Genomic DNA, 21,312 nt, shown 5'->3' on the forward strand with positions numbered 1-21,312 from the left:
ACCACATAGTGAAAAGGAGATTTTATGAATAGCTTAAACAAATTTTTCAAGCTTGAAGAAAAACACACGAATGTGAAGACCGAGCTTCTCGCCGGTCTGACGACGTTCCTGGCGATGGCGTACATTCTGGGCGTCAACCCGAGTGTTCTGGGCGACGCAGGCATGAACGTGCCTTCCGTGTTCATGGCCACGGCGCTTTCGGCGGCGTTTGGTTCGATCCTCATGGGGCTGTTAGCCAACTATCCGGTTGCTTTGGCGGCCGGTATGGGCGTCAACGCGTTGTTTGCATATACGATTTGCGGCCAGATGGGAATGAGCTGGCAGGCGGCTTTGGCGGCTGTCTTCCTGAGCGGTTTGATCTTTGTCGTGATCTCGGTGACGGGCATCCGCAAGCTGATCATCGACTCGATCCCTGTCCAGCTGAAGCTGGCGATCGGCGCGGGAATCGGTTTCTTTATCGCTTTTGTCGGTTTTAAAAACTCGGGCATCATCGTAGCCAACGAATCGACTTTCGTCGGCATGGGAAATTTCACGGATCCAACAGTTTTGCTGGCGATCCTTGGCATTCTCGTCACGATCGCGCTCGTCGTGAAAAAAGTGCCGGCCGCGGTGTTCGTGGGCATGGTCATCACGGCGATCGTGGGCATCATCTGCGGCGCGTTTGGCATCGACGGCATGCCGGCTTTGCCTACGGACTGGAGCTTAAACTTTGAGATGGACGCCGCGGGTGCCTTCGTGGGTGGCTTTGGCGAATTGTTCGCCAATCCGATGAACGCGGTCATGATCATCTTCTCGTTCCTGTTTGTCGATTTCTTCGATACGGCGGGTACGTTGGTGGCGATTGGAAACGAAATCGGCCTGGTGAACTCGAAAGGCGAGCTGGAAGGCGCGGAACAGGCGCTGCTCGCGGACTCGATCGCGACGGTTTTTGGCGCGGCGATCGGTACTTCGACTGTAACAAGCTTCGTGGAATCGACTTCCGGTGTCGGTGTCGGCGGCCGGACAGGCTTGACGGCGATCACGACGGGCGTGTTGTTCGCGTTGTCGATTTTCATTTCTCCAATTTTGCTTTCCGCGATCACGAACGCCGTTACGGCGCCAGCGCTGATCGTCGTGGGCGTCATGATGGCGCAGCAGCTTCGGGGCATCGAATGGGAAAACATGATTTACGCGATTTCGACGTTCATCACGGTGATCTCGATGATCCTGACGTACTCGATTTCCAACGGTATCGCGTTTGGCTTCATCGCGTACGCGATCTCGATGCTGGCGGCTGGTAAAGCGAAAAAAGTGCATCCGACGGTGTGGGTTTTGCTCGTCATCTTCGTTTTGTATTTCGCGACGCCGTATTTTATGTAATAAATCACAACTTTGGCGGTCTAGGGTTTTCTAAACCGCCTTTTTTTCGTTATAATAAAAGACAGTAAAAGGAGGATCTATCCTTGATTCAAATAGAAGGAATTTTGGAAACATTCCACCAGGGTTTCGGTTTTATCCGAACCGAGCGGGACGGGGATGTTTTCGTAGACAGCGCGTTTATCAGCGCTTACGATTTAAAAAATAATGATTTCATTATCGGAGAAGCCGAAAAAGACCGCGAGGGACGCTCCGAATTTATTTTAAAAAAGATCACATCCGTCAACCGGATCCATGTCGAGGAAATCGACATCGCCAAAGTGCAGCGCGAGCTTCAGGAAAAGAAAAACCGCGAACGGGCGGGCGCGAGCGGCATTTTGGAAGTCATGGAAAAAGGCTTCGGCTTTTTAAGACAGGAAAACTACTTGTCCGGCGATGACGACGTGTATGTATCGGAATCAAAAATCAAAGCGCTCAAGCTGCGCACCGGGGACTCCATCGAAGGGGTCGCCTCGCCCAAGCACGGGCAAAGCGCGCGGGCGCTCGAAAGCGTGGACAAAGTCAACGGCCACACCATCAAAGAATGCCTGAGCCGCAAACGGTTCGACCAGCTCACGCCGATTTTTCCAAACCGCAAGCTGAAAATGGAAACCGTCAAAGCCAACTACGCCGGACGTATCGTGGATTTGTTCGCGCCCATTGGCTGCGGCCAGCGCGGCATGATCGTCGCGCCGCCCAAAGCCGGAAAGACGACGCTGCTGGAAATGTTCGCGCAGTCGATTCTGAAAAACCACAAAGACGTGTACTTGATCGTGCTGCTCATCGACGAGCGCCCCGAGGAAGTCACCGCCTTCAAGGAAATGGTTATCGAGGCGGCCGGTGAAAACAAAGACCACGTCGAAGTCGTCTACTCGACTTTCGACGAGCAGCCCATGCACCACAAACGCGTCGCGGAAATGGCGCTCGCCCGCGCCAAGTCGCTCGTGGAGTTTGGCGAAGACGTCGTCATCCTGCTTGATTCCATCACGCGTCTATCGCGCGCCTACAACTTGATTGTCCCATCCACCGGCAAAGTGCTTTCCGGCGGTTTGGATCCCAACGCCTTGTACGGTCCCAAACGTCTGTTTGGCGCCGCCCGCAACTTGCGGGAAGGCGGCTCGCTGACCGTGATTGCCAGCGCGCTGGTCGAAACGGGCAGCCGTATGGATGAGATGATTTTCGAGGAATTCAAAGGAACTGGCAACATGGAGCTGTATTTGGACCGGACGCTGGCCGAGCGCCGCGTGTATCCGGCCATCAACATCCAGCGCTCCTCCACCCGTCACGACGATTTGCTGCTGAGCAAGGAGGCGTACGACATCGAAGAGCTGATCCGCCGGGAATGGTTTGGTTCCAACAACACCATCGAAGACACGCTCACGGTCTTAAAAGCGATGAGCACGACCCGTTCGAACAGCGTTTTGTGCAAAGCGCTGCTCGAATCCAAAAAGAAAGCCTAGAAAAAAAGCGCAGAGTCCTCATCCCTGCGCTTTCGCTTTTTCCTCAAACACGCCCACAAGCAAGTCGACGGCTTCCTCGGGCGTTTTTTTCGATGTGTTGATCAAGACGTCGAAATCCGCCAGGTCGCCCCATTTGCGATGGGTAAAATACTCATAAAACCGCGCCCGTTTGCGATCCGTGTCCAGCACCTCTTTGCGGGCCCGCCCCGCCGGAACGTGGTATTCTTCAATGACGCGCCGCACCCGGTCCTCCAAATCTCCATAGCAGTACACCGAAATGATTCCCGGCTCGTGGCGCAAAATATAATTCGCGCAGCGGCCGACCAAAACCATGCTTTCGTTTTTCGCCAGCTCTTCCATAATGGCGCGCGCCGTGTCGTACGCCTTCGTCGAAAGGCTCAGCTCCGTCAAATACTTGACGCCGTAGTTCATCCGGCCGCTCAAGGAAAACTGTCCCGCGTCGTTCAAATTCTCATCGGTAAAAAACATCTTCGAAACCCCAAGCTGCTCCGCGGTTTGTTCCAGAATTTCCTTGTCGTAATACGCGATGTGCAGACGCTGGGCCAGACGGCGCCCGATTTCTCTTCCATAGGAGCCGTATTCACGAGAAATTGTCACTACTATTTTTTTATCCATAATCTTTCCTCTAAAATCATTGTATTATTAATCCAATTTTATCATATCTTCTATAGCAATTTTCGAGAAAATCAAGGTTTTTTCCAAATTTTCCAAATTATTCCACGAAAAAAGGACGCGACCGCGATCCCGTCCCCGTTTTTCTTTGTCAAATTACGCTTGAGCCATCGCCTGCGCGTACGTGCGGCGTTCCGGACTCAAATTGTCCACATAATAGCGAATCGTGAGCGCTCCCGCCACCTTCGTGCGGATCTTCGGTTCCACGATGTATCCATCGCCTTCCAGCATGGCAGCCACCATCGCCTTGCAGCAGCTGCTCAGGTTTTTAACCCCCGGCTCGCATTCGTTCATAAAGTCTTTGGCGTTCAGCTCAATGTACAGCCACATCTTGTCATGCGCCTCCTGCTTCTGCTCTAAAATGCGGGTCGCGTATTGCTCCTGTGTCCATTTTTCCATGGTGCTTCCTCCCTTTCCGGTTTATCATACAAAGTTTTTTTCCATTTGGCAAATCTGCCCGAAACCTACGCGTTTGGAACCGGTTTCGTCACGGACGCACTTGTCCGCTGCCCAATATGATGAATTTCGTCGTCGTCAAAGCGAGCAGTCCCATCGGGCCGCGGGCATGCAGCTTTTGCGTGCTGATCCCGATCTCTGCCCCATATCCGAACTCGAATCCATCCGTAAACCGCGTCGACGCGTTGACATAGACGCACGCCGCGTCGACTTCCTTTAAAAACTGCTGCGCATGGGCGTAGTCGTTGGTCAAAATGGCTTCCGAATGCCCGGTATTGTACGTGTTGATATGCTCGATGGCCTCGTCCACGCTGCCCACGGTCTTGATGGACAACTTCAGCGCCAGGTATTCCGTCCCCCAGTCCGCCTCGCTGGCCAAGGCGATCGAAGGATCCGCCGCGACGATCGTGTCGTCCCCGACCATCTCGACTTGCTTGTTTCGCAGCGCCAACGCCAAATCCGGCAGCAAGGCGTCCACGATGTTTCGATGCACGACGAGCGATTCCACCGCGTTGCACACCCCGACCCGCTGCGTTTTCGCATTCAAAATAATGGCGACCGCCTGCTCGAGATCGGCGCTTTCATCCACAAAAATATGGCAGTTGCCCGTGCCCGTTTCAATGACCGGCACCGTGCTGTTTTCCACGACCGAGCGAATCAGCCCCGCCCCGCCTCGCGGAATAAGCACATCCAAATACCGGTTTTGCTTCATGAGCTCGATCGTCGCCTCGCGCGACAAATCTTCCACAAGCAGCAAGCAGTCCGGCTCGATCCCGCACGCCTCCAGCGAAGCGCGAATCGACGCCACGATCGCCTGAATCGAATGGATCGCGTCCCGGCCGCCTTTCAAAATCACCGCGTTGCCCGTTTTAAAGCACAAGCCAAACGCGTCGGCCGTCACGTTGGGCCGCGCCTCGTAAATGATGCCCACGACCCCGAGCGGCACCCGCGTTTGGCCAATGAGCAAGCCATTAGGCCGCTTCTTCATGCCGGTCACCTCGCCAATCGGATCGTCGAGCTTCGCGATTTGCGTCAACCCCTCCGCCATGGCCTCGATTCGTCCCGCATCCAAATACAGCCGGTCCAGCAAGCCATCTGGCATCCCGTTGGCCCGGCCGTTGGCCATATCCTGCGCGTTGGCCGCCAAAATCTCCGCCTTGTTGGCGACCAGATCGTTGGCGACGCGGCACAACGTCTCGTTTTTCAAATTCGTTGGCAGCTTCGCCACCACTTTTTTCGCCTGGCAGGCCCTCTGGCCCAAAGCCTCGATCGTTGTTGTCATCGTGTTTGTCCCCCTCTAAATAACGTTCCTTTGTCCTGCCCGTCCATCAATTCGTGGATAATATGAAAATCGCGGCCATTGGCGATAATCATATCGCATCCGTTTTCAAAGCAAATCCGGGCGGCTTCCAGTTTTGTCGCCATGCCTCCCGTGCCTACGTTCGAGCCGCTTGAGCCTTTCGCCATTTCGAAATACTCGCGATCGAGCTCCTCGACGACCCGGATCAACGTCGCGTCGGGATCCTGGTTTGGATCGTTCGTGAACAGGCCGTCGATATCCGAAAGCAAAATCAGCAAATCCGCGTCCACCAGCGCCGCCACCGTGGCGCTTAGCGTGTCGTTGTCGCCAAACTCGATTTCCTCCGTCGCGACCGTGTCGTTCTCGTTAACGATTGGAATGACGTTGAGCTTTAGCAGCTCGTTGAGCGTGTTGCGCGCATTGCGCCGCGAACGGGCGTGCGACGTCGTGTAGTTGGTGAGCAGCACCTGGGCCGCCGTCTGGTTGTATTCGTTGAACAGCTTTTGGTAAATCATCATCAGCTTCGCCTGCCCGATCGAAGCGCACGCCTGCTTGAGGGCGAGATCCTGCGGCTTGCTTTGGAAGCCCAGCAGCCGCGACCCCACCATGATCGCCCCCGACGACACCAGAATAACTTCCTTGCCCTGGTTGAGCAAGTCGCTCAGCTCCCGCACAAGCACCTCGATTTTAATCAAATCCAAATGCCCGGTTTGCGGATGCATCAGCGAGGACGAGCCGATTTTGATCACGATTCGCTGCTTCCTTTTTAGTTCCTGTCTTGCGGTTTCATTTCCCATCCATGTTCTCTCCTTTACGTGTTTTCTTTTAAAAACGCCAGCAGCGCGCGCCAGTCGACGTGCCGGGCGCCACGAACGACGTGGCCGTTGAGCAAATCCAGCAACCCCTGGCGCGTCGCGGCGTCGATGGCGTTCATCTTCAAGATCCGCAGCGGCGCCGTTTGCAGCAGCTCGCCCTGGCGTGCCGGCACTTGTTTCAGCAGCCAGCGCGCCACCGTACGCTCCATCCAGCCGCCCTCCATCAAATCATTCAGGCACACGTTTTGATCGTAAGGCTTGCGCGCGCTTTCCGCCATGAAAATCTCCCGTCCGCAAAGACTGGCGAAATCGGATCGGGTGAGGCGCCCCACGTTTTTCGCGCTCGCGTACGCCGGCACGACCGAAACCGAAACGCCATCCGTTTCCAGCAGGAACCGATGGTGAATCGCTCGGGAACTGGACCCCACCTCGATTTGATGAACGCCTTTTCGCAGCACCCAGCCGTCGAAATACTCCATCAAGTCCTCGTCTTGCACAAGATAGGAAACGAATGCCTCCTCGTTTGGCGCCAAATCCAGCTTCTCGAAATAAAGAAGCTTCTGCGTGGAAAACGGCAGCGCGTCGTTGCGATAAATTTGCACGACTTCCGACCCGCGCCGCTTGCCGGTGTTGCGCACCCGAAAGCCGATACGGCGGCCTGTCCGCTCAAATTCCGAATACGCAAACGTCGTATACGACAAGCCGTAGCCAAACGGAAACAACACGTCGACCTGGGCGCCGTTGTAGTATTTGTACCCCGTGTACACGCTTTCCACGTACGCGCTCGCCTTCCAGCCTGTCCGCACCGGGATTTCCAGTCCGGGACGCGGCCACGTTTCCGCCAGCCGACCCCCGGCCTCGGCTTGTCCCTGCAAAACCCGCGCCAGCGCGCTTTGCCCATAGCTGCCGCCCAAATACGACAGCGCGACGCCCTGCACCTGTTCCAGCCACGGCATCGCGACCGGACCGCCGCAAGCCAGCGCCACCACGACGCGTTCATGCACTTGCGCGATGCGGCGAATGACCTCGTTGATTCCCTCGGGGAGCGCCAGCGTCTTGCGGTCGAACCCTTCGGATTCCGCCTGGGCGGGCAACGCCGCGCAAACGAGGACGACTTCGCTTTTGCGCGCCAGCGAGACGGCCTGGGCGCACCACGCCTCGTTGGTTTTTCCTTCCTCGTCGAATCCTTTAGCGTAATACGCGTGATCGAACACGTCGACTAGTCGTTCGACTTCGAGCGGGTTGACTTTCGAGCTTCCCGTCCCTTGAATGCGGGGATGCTTCGCGAATGCGCCCACCAGCGTCACTGAACGGGTACGGATTGGCAGCGCGCCGTTTTCGTTTTTGAGCAGCACGATGCCGCTTTCCGCCGCGGCGCGGGCGATTTGTTTCCGCTCGCTCCGGGAAAGCGCGGCGCGAGGGCTTTGTCCGGCCTGGTGCACGAGCAGTTCCAGCAGCGGCAGGACGCAAGCGTCCAGCCCGCCCTCTGTCCAGCGCCCTTCGTCAAGCGCCCGCTCCAGCAATGTCGTCGTTTCGTCGCTAACACCGGGCATTTCCAAATTCAATCCCGCCTGAAAGCTTTTCAACACGTCGTTGACCGCGCCCCAGTCGCTTATGTACGCCCCGCCAAAGCCCGCCGAACGGCCAAGGTCGAGCAGCGCCTTGTTTTCGGTACAGTACACGCCGTTGAGCCGGTTGTACGCCGTCATCATCGCCGCGACATCCGTTTCCTTTCCGATGGCGCGAAACGGCCGCAAATAAATTTCCGCCAGCGCTTTGTCGTCCACGATGGCGTCGCACACCATGCGGCCGGTTTCCTGGTTGTTGCACACAAAATGCTTCACACACGCCGCGACGCCCAGGCTTTGAATGCCGGCGATCATCGCCGCGCCCATTTTCGTCGACACGAGCGGGTCTTCGCTGTAATACTCGAAATTGCGCCCGCCCAACGCGAACCGCTTGTGGTTGACACCTGGCGCCAGCACCATGGCTACATCCTCCTCGATACAATCGGAAGCCAGCGCCTGGCCGACTCGCTCGATCAATGCCGGATCAAAGGTGGACGCGCACGTGACGGGTGCCGGATAGCAAATGGCGGGCACGCTTTCATGCACCCCGAAATAGTCCGCCTCCTTGACTTGCTTGCGCAAGCCGCTGGGCCCGTCGCTGATCCAGTAGTCCGGCAAACCGAGCCGCTCGATTCCGCGCATCCGCCAGTAATCGAGGCCCGAAAGCATTTCGCATTTTTCCTGGCGCGACAGCCGCGAAAGTAGCGCCCGCGCTTTCTTTTTTTCCTCATCCGTGATAAAACTCATAAATTTAGTATACCATGAATCGCGAAGTGGTTGCCGGAAAGGCCAAACAATCGCATAATAAAGAAAAGAAAACGAAGGAGGCAACAACAATGAACAAAGTATGCATCGTGACCGGCGGCACCCGCGGCATCGGTCTGGAAACCGTCAAGACGTTTTTAAACGCCGGCTACCACGTGGTTTTGTATGGGTCGCGCGAGGAAACCGTCCAAAAGGCGCTGGCCGCCCTTTCCGGTGAAAACGTGGAAGGCCGCTGGACCCCGTTGACCGATTACGAGAAAATCAAAGCGGATTTCGATGACATCGCCACCCGGCTTGGCTCGATCGACGTGCTCGTCAATAACGCGGGTGTCTCGGACGCCACCCCGCTGGAAAAGTACACCATCGAAAATTTCGACCGCGTCATGGACTTGAACGTGAAAGCGCCGTTCGTCTGCACGAAAGCTGCCGTCGAATGGATGAAAAAACAAGGAGCCGGCGTGATTTTAAACACCAGCTCGATGGTCAGCACGTTCGGGCAGCCTAGCGGCGTCGCCTATCCAACCAGCAAGTTCGCCATCAACGGCATGACGAAATCGCTGGCGCGCGAACTGGGAAAATACGGCATCCGCGTCAACGCCGTGGCGCCGGGCATCACGGAAACGGACATGGTCAAAGCCCTTCCAAAACAAGTGATCGACCCGCTCATCCAAATGATTCCGCTGCACCGGGTCGGCACCCCGCAAGACATTGCCGAGGCGTTTTTGTTTTTGGCAAGCGACAAGGCGTCGTACATTACCGGCGCGATCCTGCCAGTCGATGGCGGCCAAGTTCAATAAGCGCGCGTTTTTAGCGATCCTCTGGATCGCTTTTGATTTGGATTTCGATTTTCCCGGCTTCCCGCTCGTAGTGGGCCGCAAGCCCGGCAGCGTCCAGCGCCTGGTGGCACGCGGCGAGCAGCCGATAGCACTTGGCTAAAAACAACGTTTTCTCGCCGCCGTATTCCAGAGTGCGGATCGGCCGCTTGAGCGCGGTGATCGCCGGCTTGAACCGGCCGGCCTCGTAAAGGGCGAGCGCGCGCTCGTACCCGGTACGGACGCGTGAAAACTCGCTTGTCGTCATGTTTTTCATCCTTTCCTCCTTTTTTATTTGAAATCTCTTTTGTATAGTATGATAATATACCGATGGAGGTAAAGGACATGCAGTTTACGACCAATCTTTCAAGGGAGGAATACGACGCGTTCGTCGCCAGCCATCCCAATTCAAACTTATTGCAAAGCTATGACTGGGCCCGTGTCAAAAGCAACTGGGACCATCTTTATACAGGCATGAAAAACGAGGAAGGAAAATTGATCGCGACCGCGCTTGTTTTGATCAAGCCGCTTCCCGGCGGTTTTTCCATGATGTACATTCCTCGCGGGCCGATTCTCGACTACACCAACCAACCGCTGCTGACGGCGTTTTTGCGCCATCTCAAGCAGGAAGGGAAAAAACGCCGCGCGCTGTTTATCAAAATGGATCCCGCCATCATCATCGGCAAGTATCCGTCTTCCGATACCAGCCGGCCGAAAAACGGTCAGGAGGCGCTCGTCAAAAACTTTGAAAACGCCGGATGCATCCACCAGGGATTCACGACGATGATTTCCGAAAGCATCCAGCCGCGCTTCCACTCGATCGTGGATCGTCCCGAGGACTTGCTCGCCTCGCTGCCGAAGAAAACGAAAAAGCTCATCAAGGAAGCCGAAAAGCGCCATTTGAAAATCGTGCAGGGCCGCCATGCGCTGCTGGAGGATTTCGCCAGTCTGGTGGCAAAGACTGAAGATCGCAAGCACGTCGCCCTGCGCAGCAAGGAATACTTCAAACACTTGCTCGACTGCTATGGCGACAACAGCATCATCATGCTGGCGATCGCGGACCTTGGCTTGATTTTGTCCGAAAACCAAAAGAAGCTCGCCAAAATCGAAGCCGACTTAACCAGCCTGCCGGAAAACCAAAAGAAAAAGCGCTTCACGCTGGAGGAACAAAAAGCCGGACTGGAAAAAGACATCGCCAATTTGGAACAATTCGGAAAAGAGCTTGGCACGCTGGATCCGACCCCGATTGCCGGCGTCTTGACGATCAAGTACGGCAAATGCGCCGAAATGCTGTACGCAGGCATGGACGACCGGTTCCGCCGCTTTATGCCCCAATACAAGACGTACATCGAAAATTTCCAGTGGGCGTTCGACCACGGCTGCGAGGAATTCAGCATGGGTGGCGTCGAGGGCACCCTCGACGACGGGCTCACGCACTTTAAAGACAATTTCGCCCCTTTGATCCACGAGTACATTGGCGAATTCGACTTGCCAGTCAACGCGCTTTTGTACAAGCCAAGCAAATGGGCCTACAACCGCCGCAAAGGCGGCCAAGACTAGAACAGCGACTGCTGTTCTTTTTTCATGCAAAAAAGATCCCTTGCCTAAACGGTAAGGGATCGAAAATGTCTAGCGAAGGTCTTTCATCAACACTTCGTCCATGTCGTCAAAATCCTGGTTCTCGCCAACCATGCCCCAAATAAACGTATAGTTGCGCGATCCGCTGCCCGCGTGAATCGACCAGGACGGGCTGATGACCGCCTGCTCGTTGCGCACGACCAAATGGCGGGTTTCCTGCGGCTCGCCCATATAATGCATGACGAACGCGTCTTCCGGCAAGTCGAAATACAAGTACACTTCCATGCGCCGGTCGTGCGTGTGGCAAGGCATCGTGTTCCATACGCTGCCCGGCTCCAAATGCGTCATTCCCATTTCGAGCTGGCACGATTCGACTTGGCCGGGCAAAATATATTTATTGATGGTGCGGTGGTTCGAATCCTCGAGCGTGCCCAGCTCCTTTTTGTTTTCCGGCAAAATTTCTACGTCGTAAGGCTGCTCCGCTTTTTTATCCTTCAAGATCCGCTTCGCCGGATACGAGCGATGCGCCGGACCAGAACACAAGTAAAACTTGGCCGGATTTTCCTCGCTCTCGCTTTCAAAGACGATGTCTTTGGTTCCCTGGCCAAGGTACAACCCGTCACGTGAGCCGATTTCGTACGCGACGCCATCCGCCGTCACGACGCCCGGGCCGCCAATGTTGATGAGGCCCAGCTCCCGCCGTTCCAAAAAATAGTTCGCGCGTAGCTCGTCGCCCGCTTCCAACTTCAGGGCGCGGCCAACCGGCATCGCCCCGCCAAAAATAATGCGGTCGATGTGGCTGTACACAAGCTTGATTTCATTTTCGAAAAAAAGCTTTTCCACTAAAAATTCCTCGCGAAGCCGTTTCGTGTCGTAATGTTTTTCATCTTGCGGTGAGCAAGCCGTTCTTACTTCCATTGCGAATTGTCCTTTCCATTTTTCTGAATTAGATCCCGAATCAAAGCCGCGTACTCTTCGCTGGCGCAATCCTGGAAAAACCGCGCCTGAAACGACGGCCGCCCGATGACGCCTTGCACAAGCTGCGCGTCGAGCTGCGGCAAAATCGCCTTCAAGTCCTGACACGTCACCGCTTTGACTTGATCGAGAATTTGCTTGTTGCGCTGTTCGGGAATGGCGCGCTCTCTTGGATAGCCTTGTCCGGCCGGTTCGCAAAAAAGCTTTTCAAAAATATATTCGAGGTTTAAATCGCCGCCCCAGCCAAAGCCTTTCGCAAACGGCAAGGCGATAGCGTTGCCGTCGTTGATTTGGGCGAACGTGTACGCGTCAAGCGGATCTTCGATGTGTCCGCATAAAACCCCCGGAAACGCGTTGCACGCCAGCATCGCGCCCTGGCCGGTTCCACAGCCCGTCACGACATAGTCGGCCGCGCCTGAATTCAGCAGGATGGCCGCCAAAATGCCGTTTTGCACATACGTCAGCGCCTCGTCCTGCTCGTCGAACATGCCATAGTTGACGACTTCGTAGCCATACGGCGCGACCGCCTTTTTGAGCGCGCGCTCGACGGCCGCGTTTTTGGAAGCTTGCGAGTTTTCATTGATCAACGCGATTCGCATACGGCCTCCTTTACTGCGGCGTCCGGCCAAGACTGGCCAGAATGCCGCCATCCACGTAAAGAATGTGTCCGTTCACAAAATCCGAAGCCTTCGACGCCAAAAAGATGGCAGGGCCTTCCAAGTCTTCCGGCGTCCCCCAGCGGTGCGCGGGCGTTTTCGCCAAAATAAAGGCGTCAAACGGATTGGCGGACCCGTCGGCTTGCGGCTGGCGCAGCGGCGCGGTTTGACTGGTTGCGATATAGCCCGGACCGATTCCGTTGCATTGAATGTTGTGTTCGCCAAATTCAGCGCAAATGTTTCTTGTCAGCATTTTCAGTCCGCCTTTGGCCGCGGCGTATCCGGCCACCGTTTCCCGGCCCAGTTCGGACATCAGCGAGCAAATGTTGATGATCTTGCCTGCGTTTTTTTGAATCATGCCCGGCAAAACGGCTTTCGCCATAATAAACGGACCGGTCAAATCGACGTCGACGACTTTGCGAAAATCCGCCACGCTCATCTCCAGCATGCTCGTGCGCTGAATAATGCCCGCGTTGTTGACGAGGATATCCACCGTTCCGACTTCGGATTCGATTTGCCTGATCATCGCCGCCACGTCGTCTTCCTTCGTGACATCGCAAACATAGCCATGGGCATGCAGGCCTTGTTCGGCATACGCCGCGAGTGCCTGGGCGTTTTTTTCCTCGCTCCGGCCGTTGAAACAAATGGTGGCGCCCGCTTTGCCAAGCGCGACCGCGATGCCAAATCCGATGCCATGCGTGGCGCCGGTTACAAGCGCAACTTTTCCTTCCAGCCCGAATAGCTGGTCAATGTATGTGTTCATATTGGTTTTCCTCCAGGATTGTGTTCATGATTTTATTCCTCTTTCTTGTTTTTGACGTTTCGCGTCGAGCCCAGCGCGTGGAGCCGGCACGGGAAAATCCGGCAAGGCAGCTCCTTGTTTTGTTCCAGGATCCCGTCCAAAAGCAGCCGCGCGGCGTGGAACCCGGCCTCGTAGGCGGGCTGCACGATCGTCGTCACGGGCGGATCGACCATTTCCGCCCATTCGAGCGCGTTGATTCCAATCAAGCCGATGGACTCGGGCATCAGCTCGCGGTACCGGCGCAACACGAGGTACACCGCCCGCAAAAGCGCCGGCGTCGTGACGAAAAAACACGTCGGCTCGTCGATTCGAATTTGCTGCACGAGCCGGTACTCCAGCGAGGTCGTGTCGTCCGGATCGGCGACATACAGCGCCGTGGCCGCGCGATGGCGCAGCCGGGTGACGCTGTCGAAGGCCCGGCAGCGCTGCGCGATGGTGCCGTGCTTTCCCGGCTCTTCGCTGACGAGAATGAACCGCTTGTAGCCAGCGTCGACGGCCTGGTCGAGGGCGTCGTACACGGCCTCGTAGTCGTTGGTGCGCACCCAGTAGCGGTAAGGCGACACATGCGAAGGGTTGTAGACGACCAGAGGGCTTGGACTTTTGAGCGTGTTCCACAACAAGTCGAAGCTGTCGCTTGGGCTGACGATAAACCCGTCGACGCCAAGCGCCTTCATCTTTTCGATTTGGCGGCGTTCCTCGTCCAGATCCCAGCCGGACAGCGCCACGATCATTTGGTAGTTGTTTTCTTTCAGGCAGTCCTCGACGCCTTCCAAAAATCCCGCTTTTTCCTTGGAATCCAGAGAATGAAGCAGGACGCCAATCAAATACGACTGCTTGTTGTTGAGAGAACGAGCCAAAACATTGGGAACAAATTCGGTTTCTTCAATGACCGATTCGATTTTGTCCCGGGTCTTGCTGGACATTTTCTCGAATTTCCGGTTCAAATAAAACGAAACCGTCGTCCTGGACACGCCCGCTTTTTTCGCGATATCCGCGATTGTGATCGAATTTTTTTTTCGCATAACTACCTTTATCCTCTTTCGTTTGTGATCGGAATCCATGGGGATGTAAAGCAGTTTCCCGTTGGCCTGGCTGTCCGGCCCGTTCCGTTTTCCGTTTGTATTCAAACAAAACAGAAATTTTTATTTGTTCTAATTTTACACCTTTTCCGGCAAATTGACCGCTTTTTTTGATTCGCGCACAATGCAGGAAAAGGATGGTGTTCCGGGATACATCATCCTTTGGCCCGCAATCCGCTCGCGGAATCAATAAAACTGGATTAAATGCCCATTCCGTTCATAAAGTAGTTCATGAGCAGCAGCAAAGCGCCAATCGCCCATCCAACCGGGATGGTGTATTTCATGAATCCCTTCGAGCTGACTTTCGTATAGCCAAGTCCCCAGGCGACCCACGACTGCGTGATGTCCAAATGCTGTGGAACGATCGTCGTGATCGCGAACAGCGGGTACAGGAACGTGACCGGCAAATTCGATGTCGCGCCAAGAATCACGACAGCGACCGCCGTACCGCATCCAACCAGGTTGGTCGGCCCGCGGAAGAAGCCGGCCGGGATGAGCACGGCCATCAAAAGCGTCAGGCCCAGCACGCTGTGCGGGAAGATGTCGCCGATAATGGCTTCAAAATATGGTCCGGCGTAGACGGCGACGTTGTTGAACATCGCCAGGGTCAGCAGGAAGCCAATCATTGGGGCCACGTCAACCGATCCATCGGTAAAGAGCTTGGAAATCAGCTGCGCGATTTTGTCGTAGCCGTTTTTCAGCTTTCCGCACGTCAGCAACGCGAACAAAGCGGAAACGAAGAAAGCCGGAATGACTTGCAGCTTGCAGATCACGACGAGCAGGATCGGCAAAATCACGGAAATCCAGGAAATCGCCGGCGCGTCACCTTGCGGCTGACTGTTTGGCGTCACCGCCGCCCAGGCGTGGGATTTGGCGTGTTTGGACAGCGCCACGCACGATACGATCATGACGATGGCGAACGCGACGACGGCCGCGATGGCGCCAAAGTGGAAGTAGTCCTGGAACGTGTACGCCGCGTCCGCGAACTTGCCTGGCTCCATGCCATCCAAAATGCCTTGATATTGTTTAAAGTTTGTCACGTTGGCCAAAATACCGCACATGATCGAGCCCATGAAGCTAAAGAGGGCGATGCTGGACGGAATGCCTAGCGCCTGCATGATTGGCAGCGCGATGACGGCGATGGCGATGACCGGCCCGATTCCCGTCATGGACGTGAAGCACAGAAGAACCACGAAGCACAGAAGGCCCATCGTAATTTTTGGCTTGTCGCCACCTAGTTCGACGACTTTGCGAATAAGCGTGGAAGCGATGCCCGTCTCGATCAGCACCCGGCCAAAGAAAGCGCCGAAGAAGATATTGACGAGAATGGATTTCGCATAGCCTTCCGGCCCGGCTTGATAGACATTGCCGATGATATCAATAACGGACATGTCCGCCATTTGCGGATTGGGCGAAAGGGCGTTACCGACCAGCACTAAAACAAGCCAAAGTGTCGTGATAATAAGGAATCCTACCATCAAGTTCTTTCCCTTTACGGCATAGTAAATTAATCCGATCAAGGAAAGCAGAAGCAAGATACCAATAATGATGCTACTCATAGTTTTTGTATCCTCCTGTAATCATTACTACGAACGGCGCGAATCGCAATTTCTTCGTGCGCCTCTTTATAACATCGAACCAGCGACTGTCTCCCGGATTTTGGACAGTTTCTGGCGCTGCTATTGAATCAATCCTTCCAGCAGATGACAGAGCACGTGGTTCATGCTCGCCTCCGACACGTGTTCGGGATCGTCGAGCGAACCGCCGTGGATCGTCTGGACGACTTCCAGCGCTTCCATCGTCTGGCCCAAGGAAGGGAAGCCGCGTTGCGTGGCTTGCAGCGATTGGGCGTCGCTTGCAGGCATCATGCTCACCAGCATGACCGGCACACCCATCGAAACGAGTGCGCCATCGTCGCTTTCCGGCAAGTTCGCCAAAGAAAGCGGATGGTATTTTTTTCGCGGCTGCCCCGCGGTCAGTTTTCGAAAATACGAGTGGAACCGTCCTTTGCGAATCCGGTACGTTTCCTGTTCTCCATACCCGCACACGTCGAGCACGACAAGACAGGACACGCATCGTTTGTCCATGGTTTGGCAAAACAGGTTTGCGCCGGTATGCCCTCGCTCCTCGCCATCCAGAAAGGCCACCCGGCAAGTACCCGCGGCGCGCTCAAGCAGCCGGATCAACACCGCGACGGACGCGAGGTTGTCGTTGGCTCCCGAACTGCCGGGCACGACATCGTAATGCGCGCAAAACATCGGCAGCGCGCGCGAATCGTCGAAGTCGCCAGCGAGCAAATTTATGGCGTCTGCGTCTTGCTGGGGCCGGCAGGGAATGCCTTTTTCTTTCAAAAGCCGGCATAGGCGCTCGCGGCGCGTCGAGGGATCGAGCCCGGCCAAATACCGGACGGTTTCTTTCATGGGTTCGCTCATGCTTGCGGCTTGAACCCGGAAGCGGGCGGCTGAGCCGCCTGGCTCATTTCCTCATAGAGGGCGCTGCTCGCGCTTTCCGAATAGCCGTAGACGAGAAAGGCGTCCAGCACGTAAGGGGAAAACGGCAGCCCCGTCATCCGTTTGGCGAAGGCCATCGCCGCGATCTCGCTAAGGACCGCGACCGGACTGCGGTTGGTAAACCAGCCCGCTTTCCAAAGCACGACGGAATGCGTCCGGGTCCAAATGGCGGGATCGCGCAGTTCCAGCACGTGGAACAACTCGTGCGCGATCAGTACCGAGGCGATGTCCACGTCGCAGCCAAACGCGTTTTTCACATCCGGCTGCGCGAGCAGCGCTTCTCCTTTTTCCAGCCCGTCCTCATACACGTGGATTGTTCCCGGTTCCTGAAAATCGGCGAATACAATGCGGGAGCTGCTTTGCGGCCGGTCCTGGAACACAAGGTCCAAGCCGAGCTTTTCCGCGAGCTCCTCCATCGGAATCGTCCCGTATTGTTCCTGACACGCCTGGGCGTATCGTTCTCCGCACGCCACGGCTTGCTGGTACATATCCTGACGTTCCTCGTCGCAAAAGCGGCCATTCATCGGCTCGCGGGAAAAAGCGTACCGCCCGCCACCAGTTCGCCTGGGGAATGTTCGTTAAATCGCGCACGATGCGCGAAACGGGGCGAATCGCGACGTCCGGTATCGAAAAATTCGGTTTTCCGGCAAGCGATTTTCCAATGCGTTCCACGTATTTTTGCAACGAAGAGCCTCTTGGTTTAGAAGATGTCATTGCAGTCACCGATCACGAGCACTTCTTCCATTGGATCCCGATCCTGGATGTCCAAATTCATCAGCAACTCGTTTTGATTCAAATCCACCGCGCTGTAGTCGCAAACCCGTGGCCCGATGCACAAGTAGTAGTCCGGCCGCAAAATCGTTTCGGATTTGTAAATAGCCAGGTCGTCCCACATCGCTTCCACCGCGCTTTGATAGTCCTTGGCTGGCGTGCAGACCGCTTTCGCGTTCGAGCACTGCACGCGGATGAATCCTTTTTTATCAATGATTCGAATTGGCGTCTTTTCGCCTTTTTTCGCGGTGAAGACATAGAAGTTGTCGGTCTTGCAGGCGCATTCGATGTCCGTGACGTCGGCACCAAAGTCGGCTTGCGCCAGTTCAAGCGCTTCCTCCTGGGAGCACTCTTTGAGCAAGTCGGTCGTTTTCACTTCGGTGGATCCCGTCGCGATGGCGGTCACCTTGCCGGATTGATTGTCGATTTCAATATGGACTTCGACCGTGTCGGCCGCCGCGCCCGAGTCGATGCAGGCGTCGATGGCTTCTTTTTTCATCGCGGCGATGTCTTCCTCGGTTGGGTTTGGAATGACGCGCTCGATGACGTCGCGAACCATGGCCAGAGACACGCCGATCGAGGAAATGACTTCCGCGTTTTCCGGGATCGAGTATTGCAGGCCCATCTTTTTGGCGCAATACGGAACGAGCGAGGCGGCTCCGCCTCCGCAGCCGACCAGCTTCATGGCGTCGTGATCCAAATGGTATTTTTCGGCCAGCGCGTTGATGCAGGCGCTGACTTTCTCGTAGTCTTTTTCCAAGATTTTCTCGGCGAGCTGCTCGACGGTGATTTGCAGCCGGTCCGCGATTGGCTGCATCGCTTTGCGCGCGCTTTCGGCGTTTCCGTGAGCGAAGTACTTTTCGTCAATGAGTCCAAGCACATTGGCGGCATCGGTGTTCGTAATCGTGATGCGTTTGCCGTTTTTCAGCCGGATCACGACATAGTCGTTCGGGTCACCGTCTTTTGGCGCGACAAGTTCGATTTGCGGATCCTCGATTTCATCGGGATCGGTAAAGCAGGCGTAGTCGCAGCCGGCGATGTGGGCCGAACGAGGGCCGACGTCCACGACGTCCTTGTCGTTGATTCGAATCATGGAACCGCCCGCGCAGCCAAGAATGCGGACGTCCAGCGAGTTGATGTACGTGTCGTGCCCGCCGATGTTGGCGTAATCGACACCCGGACGGCCGTTTTTAATGACGCCGATGTTCGTCGTCGTGCCGCCGACTTCGAAATAAATCGCGTTGGACGCGCGCAAGTACATGAGGGAGCCCATGACGGACGCCGCCGGACCGGACAAGGCGGTCAGGATCGGGCGTTTGCGCATCTCGCTGATTTCCATGACGCCGCCGTCGCCGCGCATGATCATGAGCGGCACTTTGACGCCCGCGTTTTTTACGGAATTTTCCGTCGCGTTGGCGGTGGCGACCATTTTTGGCAAAATCGACGCGTTGATGGCGGCGGTTCTCGTCCGGCGGGTCAGCCCATACAGCTTCGTGATGTCGGAGCCCATCGTAACCGGCAAGCCCAGGCTTGTCGCCTCGTTGTAAATCATCTTTTCCTCGTCCTGGCTGTCGACACCAAAGGCCATCGAAGCGACGATGACTTCCGAGTTTTGTCCAGACAAGCTTTGAATGGCGCTGTGAATGGTTTCTTTGCATAGTTTTTTCTTGGGGATGTACTCGTTGCAAATCGGGATCTTCTTACCGGTTTTCTCATCGAGAACCACGTCTTTGAGGCGTAGCTGCCGTTTGGCCAGCAGCCCTTCCACCCCGCCTCCGGCCACGCCAATGATGCCGACTGGCGCGACGTCGCCTTCGATGAAGGCGTTGGTGGCTTGCGTTGTCGAGTGGGCGACAAAAACGACGTCGTCGGGTGAAATGCCGTTTTCGCGCAAACAGTTTTCAAACGACTGCACAACGCCCAGGGCGACTCCTTCTTTGGCGTCGTGGGTCGTTTTCACTTCGTTTTTTCCAATGATTTCATGGGTTTCGTTGTCCATGGCCACGCACTTGGTGTACGTGCCGCCGACGTCGATTCCCATTCTTACTTTCCGGGATGTTTGATTCATGGTTGTTTCCTCCTAATTGATCGTACTTTTTTATGAATGAAGTTAAGTAGTTTACTTATTGTTTAAAATGTCGAGGATTCCTCCTCCTTGTCGTCATCGAGCCAATATTCGATGATTTGCACCGCGTGCTCTCCCGCTTTCAAAACCGGTTTTTCGTGCGTTTCATAATTAATCGCGTTGGGATAGTACTCGGGTTCAAAGCATACCCGTTCGTGGTATCCATACGCGACTCCTCGGTGACCGACGTAGCTTCCATCCAGGAAGTTTCCGGTGTAAAAATGGATACCCGGCAAGTTGGAGCGGGTTTCGAGCCGCAGCCCGTTGGCCCGGCACACGGCCATCGTCCGCAAGCCGCTTCCTTGAATCGAATAGTGGTGGTCATAACCGCGGGTCATTCGGATTTGCTCGTCGGCGCTGTTAAAGTCCGCGCCGATTTCCTTTTCGTTCCGGAAATCGAAGGGAGTGTTTTCGCACAAAACCAAATCGCCTGTCGCCGTACCGGTTTCATCGTTGGGCGCGTAGGCGTCAGCGAACAGCTGTACCCGGTGCCCGGCGATCGACCCGTTCCCGTTTAAGTTGAAGTAGGAATGGTTCGTCGTGCCAAAGAGCGTCGTTTGATCGGATACGCCTTCGCATTCGATGTGGATGCCGCGTTCATCCAGACGATAGGTGACCTGGACTTGGAGATTGCCCGGATATCCTTCCTCGCCATCGGGGCTGGTTGCCGTCAAAACGATACGGTTGTCCTCCACGCGGCCTTGAAACATTCGTTTGTCGAATCCAACCGCGCCTCCATGGAGCGAATTGTTGCCTTTGTTCGCGCTCACATGGTAAGTTCTTCCATTCAAATCAAATTTTGCGTCTTTGATTCGATTGGCGACGCGGCCGATCGTGGACCCGAAATGGGCGGTATGCTGTACATAGTGTTCCACGTCGTCAAAGCCCGCGACGAGTTCAAGGTCCCGGTTCTTGTCGATAAAAGAAACGAGAGTGGCGCCGTAATCGGTGACCGCGATTCGAAAACGATCGTTTTCGAGAAGATAAAGCGTTACCGGTTCGCCATGCTGATTGTGTCCAAATTGTTTTTTCATGCCTACCTCTATCGAGTGAAAACGAAGTAAACTAGTTTATCTCCTGGTGAAAAAAATCCGCTCTTCTCCCAATGGATGAGAACTGTTTCGTTTTCCTTTGCCAAAATCCTGATTCTTTTTTTCCTGTAAGTACTTACACATGCAGGAGGACTGTTTTCATCCACTTGCTCTTTTTCCTCTCTTCTGAAAAGTAAACTAGTTTATATCAAGAGGAGAATAAAATCATTGCGTGAATAAAAACGCAGGGAATGCGCATCCGCCTTTTAGACGATGCGGCTACTTCTGCTTTGGCTTGTTTACGGCTCTTAGTGTAAGCCCTTACAGCTTAGAGTGCACGTAAAATGCTCACATAAATTTCAGAAATTTTTCCGCTTTTCTTCAAAGAAAAAAAAACAAGCGAGAAAAGGCTGAAAAAAGCCATTCCCGCTTGTTTGAATAAATAAAAAAACCTCGCCAGCGGCAAGGTGGTCGTTCGATCTCTCAAAACCAGAAACACGCCTTCTTTCTCTTTCCACAAC

General features: G+C 55.2%; 20 protein-coding genes. 4 read left to right on the top strand and 16 right to left on the bottom strand.

Features of this window, described 5'->3' with window-relative positions:
• Positions 1-24: 24 nt before the first annotated feature.
• Positions 25-1,359, top strand: a complete 1,335-nt coding sequence (locus ABNS49_RS07240) for an NCS2 family permease (protein WP_135980066.1) — start codon at positions 25-27, stop codon at positions 1,357-1,359.
• Between the two features lie 83 nt (positions 1,360-1,442).
• On the top strand, positions 1,443-2,855 hold the full coding sequence (gene rho / locus ABNS49_RS07245; RefSeq protein ID WP_277820793.1) for a transcription termination factor Rho: 1,413 nt from the start codon (positions 1,443-1,445) through the stop codon (positions 2,853-2,855).
• An 18-nt stretch (positions 2,856-2,873) separates the two neighbouring features.
• On the opposite strand, the gene ABNS49_RS07250 is transcribed toward rho, so the two are convergent.
• From ABNS49_RS07250 to ABNS49_RS07270, 5 genes are all read right to left on the bottom strand, one after another.
• Positions 2,874-3,491, bottom strand: coding sequence for a cytidylate kinase-like family protein (locus tag ABNS49_RS07250; protein WP_289183300.1), 618 nt, complete (start codon positions 3,489-3,491; stop codon positions 2,874-2,876).
• A 153-nt stretch (positions 3,492-3,644) separates the two neighbouring features.
• Complete coding sequence (locus ABNS49_RS07255) at positions 3,645-3,947, bottom strand: hypothetical protein (RefSeq protein ID WP_135980064.1); 303 nt, start codon at positions 3,945-3,947, stop codon at positions 3,645-3,647.
• Positions 3,948-4,035: 88 nt separating this feature from the next.
• On the bottom strand, positions 4,036-5,286 hold the full coding sequence (locus ABNS49_RS07260) for a glutamate-5-semialdehyde dehydrogenase (protein ID WP_135980063.1): 1,251 nt from the start codon (positions 5,284-5,286) through the stop codon (positions 4,036-4,038).
• Complete coding sequence (proB, locus tag ABNS49_RS07265) at positions 5,283-6,101, bottom strand: glutamate 5-kinase (protein WP_135980062.1); 819 nt, start codon at positions 6,099-6,101, stop codon at positions 5,283-5,285. Before proB ends, ABNS49_RS07260 begins: the two co-directional genes overlap by 4 nt.
• 14 nt (positions 6,102-6,115) lie before the next feature.
• Positions 6,116-8,434, bottom strand: a complete 2,319-nt coding sequence (locus ABNS49_RS07270; RefSeq protein ID WP_135980061.1) for a glycoside hydrolase family 3 C-terminal domain-containing protein — start codon at positions 8,432-8,434, stop codon at positions 6,116-6,118.
• 89 nt (positions 8,435-8,523) lie between these two features.
• On the opposite strand from ABNS49_RS07270, the gene ABNS49_RS07275 reads away from it, so the two are divergent.
• Positions 8,524-9,249 (top strand): SDR family NAD(P)-dependent oxidoreductase, encoded by a 726-nt coding sequence (locus ABNS49_RS07275; protein ID WP_135980060.1) that lies wholly within the window; start codon positions 8,524-8,526, stop codon positions 9,247-9,249.
• 10 nt (positions 9,250-9,259) lie between these two features.
• Here ABNS49_RS07275 and ABNS49_RS07280 read toward each other — a convergent pair whose 3' ends face one another.
• The gene (locus tag ABNS49_RS07280) at positions 9,260-9,541 is read right to left on the bottom strand and encodes a hypothetical protein (RefSeq protein ID WP_135980059.1); all 282 of its coding nucleotides are present in this window, start codon (positions 9,539-9,541) and stop codon (positions 9,260-9,262) included.
• A 53-nt stretch (positions 9,542-9,594) separates the two neighbouring features.
• Between ABNS49_RS07280 and ABNS49_RS07285 the strand changes: the two genes are divergently transcribed.
• Positions 9,595-10,824, top strand: coding sequence for a peptidoglycan bridge formation glycyltransferase FemA/FemB family protein (locus ABNS49_RS07285; protein ID WP_135980058.1), 1,230 nt, complete (start codon positions 9,595-9,597; stop codon positions 10,822-10,824).
• Positions 10,825-10,893: 69 nt separating this feature from the next.
• Here the strand turns inward: ABNS49_RS07285 and kduI are convergent, their stop codons facing one another.
• The 10 genes from kduI to ABNS49_RS07335 form a co-directional block, all read right to left on the bottom strand.
• Positions 10,894-11,760 carry a 5-dehydro-4-deoxy-D-glucuronate isomerase gene (gene kduI, locus ABNS49_RS07290; protein WP_135980057.1) on the bottom strand — a complete coding sequence of 289 codons (867 nt, stop codon included), beginning with the start codon at positions 11,758-11,760 and terminating at the stop codon, positions 10,894-10,896.
• On the bottom strand, positions 11,751-12,416 hold the full coding sequence (locus ABNS49_RS07295; RefSeq protein ID WP_135980056.1) for an RpiB/LacA/LacB family sugar-phosphate isomerase: 666 nt from the start codon (positions 12,414-12,416) through the stop codon (positions 11,751-11,753). The genes kduI and ABNS49_RS07295 overlap by 10 nt, the downstream gene beginning before the upstream one ends.
• 10 nt (positions 12,417-12,426) lie before the next feature.
• The gene (locus ABNS49_RS07300; RefSeq protein ID WP_135980055.1) at positions 12,427-13,236 is read right to left on the bottom strand and encodes a gluconate 5-dehydrogenase; all 810 of its coding nucleotides are present in this window, start codon (positions 13,234-13,236) and stop codon (positions 12,427-12,429) included.
• Positions 13,237-13,268: 32 nt separating this feature from the next.
• Entirely contained in the window at positions 13,269-14,297 is a 1,029-nt protein-coding gene (locus ABNS49_RS07305; protein WP_168353566.1) for a LacI family DNA-binding transcriptional regulator, read from the bottom strand.
• 257 nt (positions 14,298-14,554) lie between these two features.
• Positions 14,555-15,913 (bottom strand): hypothetical protein, encoded by a 1,359-nt coding sequence (locus tag ABNS49_RS07310; protein ID WP_288342731.1) that lies wholly within the window; start codon positions 15,911-15,913, stop codon positions 14,555-14,557.
• 120 nt (positions 15,914-16,033) lie between these two features.
• Entirely contained in the window at positions 16,034-16,774 is a 741-nt protein-coding gene (locus tag ABNS49_RS07315) for a M28 family peptidase (protein ID WP_168353565.1), read from the bottom strand.
• Between the two features lie 8 nt (positions 16,775-16,782).
• Positions 16,783-17,388 (bottom strand): hypothetical protein, encoded by a 606-nt coding sequence (locus ABNS49_RS07320; protein ID WP_135980051.1) that lies wholly within the window; start codon positions 17,386-17,388, stop codon positions 16,783-16,785.
• A gap of 176 nt (positions 17,389-17,564) precedes the next feature.
• Positions 17,565-19,703: a hydantoinase/oxoprolinase family protein gene (locus ABNS49_RS07325; RefSeq protein ID WP_135980050.1), complete on the bottom strand. Its 2,139-nt coding sequence runs from the start codon at positions 19,701-19,703 to the stop codon at positions 17,565-17,567.
• Between the two features lie 62 nt (positions 19,704-19,765).
• Positions 19,766-20,794 carry an aldose epimerase family protein gene (locus tag ABNS49_RS07330; RefSeq protein WP_135980049.1) on the bottom strand — a complete coding sequence of 343 codons (1,029 nt, stop codon included), beginning with the start codon at positions 20,792-20,794 and terminating at the stop codon, positions 19,766-19,768.
• Positions 20,795-21,119: 325 nt separating this feature from the next.
• Positions 21,120-21,312, bottom strand: a 193-nt coding sequence (locus tag ABNS49_RS07335) for a hypothetical protein (protein ID WP_348688143.1), incomplete at its 5' end; no start/stop codon positions are given.

It is taken from the genome of uncultured Dubosiella sp. (assembly GCF_964018005.1).
GTDB classification, from domain to species: Bacteria; Bacillota_I; Bacilli_A; order Erysipelotrichales; family Erysipelotrichaceae; genus Dubosiella; species Dubosiella muris.

Bases quoted from the DNA above. Each gene is read 5' to 3' on its own strand.
- ABNS49_RS07260 (WP_135980063.1), bottom strand. From the start codon at position 5,286: ATGACAACAACGATCGAGGCTTTGGGCCAGAGGGCCTGCCAGGCGAAA.
- ABNS49_RS07270 (WP_135980061.1), bottom strand. From the start codon at position 8,434: ATGAGTTTTATCACGGATGAGGAAAAAAAGAAAGCGCGGGCGCTACTT.
- ABNS49_RS07320 (WP_135980051.1), bottom strand. From the start codon at position 17,388: ATGAATGGCCGCTTTTGCGACGAGGAACGTCAGGATATGTACCAGCAA.
- ABNS49_RS07310 (WP_288342731.1), bottom strand. From the start codon at position 15,913: ATGAGTAGCATCATTATTGGTATCTTGCTTCTGCTTTCCTTGATCGGA.
- ABNS49_RS07285 (WP_135980058.1), top strand. From the start codon at position 9,595: ATGGAGGTAAAGGACATGCAGTTTACGACCAATCTTTCAAGGGAGGAA.
- ABNS49_RS07330 (WP_135980049.1), bottom strand. From the start codon at position 20,794: ATGAAAAAACAATTTGGACACAATCAGCATGGCGAACCGGTAACGCTT.
- ABNS49_RS07325 (WP_135980050.1), bottom strand. From the start codon at position 19,703: ATGAATCAAACATCCCGGAAAGTAAGAATGGGAATCGACGTCGGCGGC.
- ABNS49_RS07280 (WP_135980059.1), bottom strand. From the start codon at position 9,541: ATGAAAAACATGACGACAAGCGAGTTTTCACGCGTCCGTACCGGGTAC.
- ABNS49_RS07300 (WP_135980055.1), bottom strand. From the start codon at position 13,236: ATGAACACATACATTGACCAGCTATTCGGGCTGGAAGGAAAAGTTGCG.
- ABNS49_RS07315 (WP_168353565.1), bottom strand. From the start codon at position 16,774: ATGAAAGAAACCGTCCGGTATTTGGCCGGGCTCGATCCCTCGACGCGC.
- ABNS49_RS07250 (WP_289183300.1), bottom strand. From the start codon at position 3,491: ATGGATAAAAAAATAGTAGTGACAATTTCTCGTGAATACGGCTCCTAT.
- ABNS49_RS07295 (WP_135980056.1), bottom strand. From the start codon at position 12,416: ATGCGAATCGCGTTGATCAATGAAAACTCGCAAGCTTCCAAAAACGCG.
- ABNS49_RS07275 (WP_135980060.1), top strand. From the start codon at position 8,524: ATGAACAAAGTATGCATCGTGACCGGCGGCACCCGCGGCATCGGTCTG.
- proB (WP_135980062.1), bottom strand. From the start codon at position 6,101: ATGGGAAATGAAACCGCAAGACAGGAACTAAAAAGGAAGCAGCGAATC.
- ABNS49_RS07255 (WP_135980064.1), bottom strand. From the start codon at position 3,947: ATGGAAAAATGGACACAGGAGCAATACGCGACCCGCATTTTAGAGCAG.
- kduI (WP_135980057.1), bottom strand. From the start codon at position 11,760: ATGGAAGTAAGAACGGCTTGCTCACCGCAAGATGAAAAACATTACGAC.
- ABNS49_RS07240 (WP_135980066.1), top strand. From the start codon at position 25: ATGAATAGCTTAAACAAATTTTTCAAGCTTGAAGAAAAACACACGAAT.
- ABNS49_RS07305 (WP_168353566.1), bottom strand. From the start codon at position 14,297: ATGCGAAAAAAAAATTCGATCACAATCGCGGATATCGCGAAAAAAGCG.